Annotated in this window: 5 protein-coding genes; 1 reads left to right on the top strand and 4 read right to left on the bottom strand. The window is 61.3% G+C overall.

The window, feature by feature from the left end:
• A partial coding sequence (locus CG51_RS18610; RefSeq protein ID WP_035747566.1) for a DDE-type integrase/transposase/recombinase occupies positions 1–409 on the top strand: 409 nt, incomplete at its 5' end.
• A 3-nt stretch (positions 410–412) separates the two neighbouring features.
• On the opposite strand, the gene CG51_RS18605 is transcribed toward CG51_RS18610, so the two are convergent.
• From CG51_RS18605 to CG51_RS18590, 4 genes are read right to left on the bottom strand one after another with little or no spacing between them, the layout of a single operon-like run.
• Positions 413–709, bottom strand: a complete 297-nt coding sequence (locus CG51_RS18605; protein ID WP_051930880.1) for a cation:proton antiporter domain-containing protein — start codon at positions 707–709, stop codon at positions 413–415.
• A 57-nt stretch (positions 710–766) separates the two neighbouring features.
• A complete protein-coding gene (gene trxC, locus CG51_RS18600) occupies positions 767–1,189 on the bottom strand; it encodes a thioredoxin TrxC (RefSeq protein ID WP_035747562.1) in 423 nt (140 codons plus the stop codon).
• 52 nt (positions 1,190–1,241) lie between these two features.
• Complete coding sequence (locus tag CG51_RS18595) at positions 1,242–2,075, bottom strand: SDH family Clp fold serine proteinase (RefSeq protein ID WP_248783391.1); 834 nt, start codon at positions 2,073–2,075, stop codon at positions 1,242–1,244.
• Positions 2,075–2,827, bottom strand: a complete 753-nt coding sequence (locus CG51_RS18590; RefSeq protein WP_035747555.1) for a rhomboid family intramembrane serine protease — start codon at positions 2,825–2,827, stop codon at positions 2,075–2,077. Before CG51_RS18590 ends, CG51_RS18595 begins: the two co-directional genes overlap by 1 nt.
• Between the last annotated feature and the right edge of the window lie 117 nt (positions 2,828–2,944).

Genomic DNA, 2,944 nt, shown 5'->3' with positions numbered 1-2,944 from the left:
CGGCTACGTTCTCGATGCTCTGCTGCAAAGCCGCCGAAACAGAAAGGCCGCTCTTCGACTGATGCGAAAGCTGCTGAAGAGCCAGGGCATCACGCCGCGCGTGATGGTAACCGACAAGTTGCGCTCTTACGAAGCAGCAAAGCGCGAGATCATGCCAGGTGTCGAGCATCGCTCACATAAAGGGCTCAACAACCGCGCCGAGAATTCACACCTTCATGTGCGACGACGAGAGCGGCGCATGATGCGGTTCAAGTCAGCGCGACAATGCCAGCGCTTCGTCTCAACCCACGGCCAGATCGCTAATCTTTTCCATCTTCATCGAAAACACCTAACCGCCGCCGATCATCGCCAACTCCGTGCCCACGCCATCAAGACCTGGCGGGAAATCTGCTTGCCGCTTGAGGCGTGAAACTCACCCCGAAGCAATCATCGCGTCCTCGGCGTGGTTAAGGCGACGCCACCTTACGAGCTTCTCGAACGAGAATTCCAGGCCAAGCGCGAACAGCAGGAGTACCACTCCGATCTCGCCAATGCTGCTCAGGGCAGCGCTCTCAGCAATCAGGCCGAGGCCGGCAGGTCCGATGACTATGCCGGCAAGAATGTAACCGACGATACTGGGCACGCCGATCCGTGAACATATCGTCACGAGCACGAACGCGGCAAAGACCAACAAGGCCGCACTTTCAACAAATCCGGTCACGCCATCCATGTTCTTCTCCTTCTTCTCCTGATGGCATGGCGCAGGAAAGGCCATTACCCGCAATTTCTAGACGTGAGAGCGCGCCCATTGCGCGATCTGGGCGGCAGACATCACGCCGCTCTGGCGCGCGATTTCCTTGCCGCCTTTGAAGAGGATCATGGTGGGAATGCCACGGATCCCGTAACGGCCGGCGATCTGCTGTTCGGCTTCCGTATCGAGCTTGCCCAGGCGGACACGGGGTTCGAGCGAGCGCGTCGCCGCTTCGAATTGGGGCGCCATCATCTTGCATGGCCCGCACCAGTCGGCCCAGAAATCGACGAGCAAGGGAAGTCCGGCATTCGCATGACGGTCAAAATTAGCCGCGGTAAGCGTGACGGGTCTGCCTTGAAAGAGAGGCGCGCCGCAGCGTCCGCAATTGGGATTATCGGTCAGGCGCTCTTGCGGCACCCTGTTGGTGGAATTGCACTGCGGGCAAGCGACCGTGGGCATTCTGTATCCTTTCGTTGACGAGCCGGTCCTGGCGGCCGGCTGATGCAAGCGTTCAGCGCGTAGATATGGCGCGGCGCGCCTCTCGCTGCCGCGGCTCGGGCAGGTATTCCACGCCACCGCCCTGGCGCCGAACCGGCTGCGGATAGAGCGTCATCAGCTCAAGTATTTCCTTGGGCATGTCCGTTGCAACGGGTAGGCCCATGTCGCGGGCCTCATCGGCAGAGATGGGATAATCGTGGGTCCAGGTGCCTGTCGCCAGCTTCGCCGCCACGGAAGCCGCGCGGTTCTCGTCCATCTTGTCGGATAGCAGGTGTTTTGCGAACGCCTCGATCTGCGCGATGGCCTTGCGGCCGACATCGGCCATGATCAGCGTCTGGTCGTCGATCTCGGCGATGGGTTTCTCCTCGACGACCTTGATCAGCGAGGCAGCAGGCAACTGGCCGAGCTGCGGATCGACGGGGCCCAGCACGGAATGCTCGCACATCACGATCTCGTCGGCAGCGAGTGCGATCAGCGTGCCGCCCGACATCGCGTAATGCGGCACGAACACTGTGACCTTGCCCTTGTGGCCCTGAATGGCCCGAGCGATCTGGGTTGCTGCCAGCACCAGCCCACCCGGCGTGTGCAGCACGATATCGAGCGGCACCTCGTCGTCGGTCATCTGGATCGCACGCAGGACTTCCTCGGAATCGTTGACGTCGATGTAGCGCATCAGGGGAAAACCCAGCAGGTTCATGGTCTCCTGCCGGTGGATCAGCGAGATGACGCGGCTGGCGCGTTTCTTCTCGATCTGGGCGATCTTGCGGGTGCGCATGGCCTCCAGATATCTGCGCTGAAGCACCGGTTGCAGCGCAGAGAAGATGAAGAACAGCCAGAAAAGCTGCATTATGTCCATGGACCTTGTCCCCCTTCCCGTCGGCCATCCGGCAGAAAGCCATAGATGCCCTCGTCGCGATAATAATGGCGATAGGTGGCTGCCCGCCTTCGCAGGAGTGGCGTGACAATCCAACCGGCGAGAAACCCGCCGATATGCGCCCACCAGGCGATCCCGCCCGTGGCCTGATCGCCGCCGAGCGACAGAAAGCCGGGAATGACCTGCATGAAGAACCAGATCATCGCGAAAATGACCGCGCGCACTTCGAAGAAGAGGGGAATGAACAGAATCGGCACGATCACCACCAGCCGAGCCGCCGGAAACATGCGTGCGTAGCAACCGATCACGCCCGCGATCGCCCCCGACGCGCCAAGCGCGGGAACGACTGAGTCGGGGTTCGCCAGCGCGTGAGCCAGTCCGGCCGCCACACCACAGAACAGATAGAACAGCGTGAATCTACCCGGTCCAAGCCGATCTTCGACGGCGGGGCCGAAGATCCAGAGCGTCCACATGTTCAAGATGAGGTGCAGCCAGCCGCCGTGCAGAAAGATATTGGTCAGGAATGGGGTCCAGTCGGACGGGGCGACGAGGCTCAGCTGTCCGAAGAAGCGCGAGGGCACCAGCGCAAACTCGAACAGGAACCAGTCCAGCACGCGCGGCGGCAGGCTGGTCTGATAGAGGAACGCGAGGACGCTCATGCCGATGACCGCCCATACGATGACGGGCGGGTAGCGGCGCGCGACGCTGTCAAGATAGGGAAACAAGCGGCAGATCCTCGTTCGCGCTAGACATTCCGTTCATTGTTTTTTCCCGGCTATCGTCACGCCCGTCCAGGCCGGCGGATCGGAGGCCGGGAAGGATTCGAGCGAGGCTTCGAGGAC

This window comes from Haematobacter missouriensis, assembly GCF_000740775.1.
Lineage (GTDB): Bacteria > Pseudomonadota > Alphaproteobacteria > Rhodobacterales > Rhodobacteraceae > Haematobacter > Haematobacter missouriensis.
The sequence above is the reverse complement of the archived record's forward strand: the minus strand, read 5'-3'. Positions and strand labels throughout refer to the sequence as shown.

What these genes read in the sequence shown, in the direction of transcription:
- CG51_RS18605 (WP_051930880.1), bottom strand. Translation starts at nt 709, where the DNA reads ATGGATGGCGTGACCGGATTTGTTGAAAGTGCGGCCTTGTTGGTCTTT.
- trxC (WP_035747562.1), bottom strand. Translation starts at nt 1,189, where the DNA reads ATGCCCACGGTCGCTTGCCCGCAGTGCAATTCCACCAACAGGGTGCCG.
- CG51_RS18595 (WP_248783391.1), bottom strand. Translation starts at nt 2,075, where the DNA reads ATGCAGCTTTTCTGGCTGTTCTTCATCTTCTCTGCGCTGCAACCGGTG.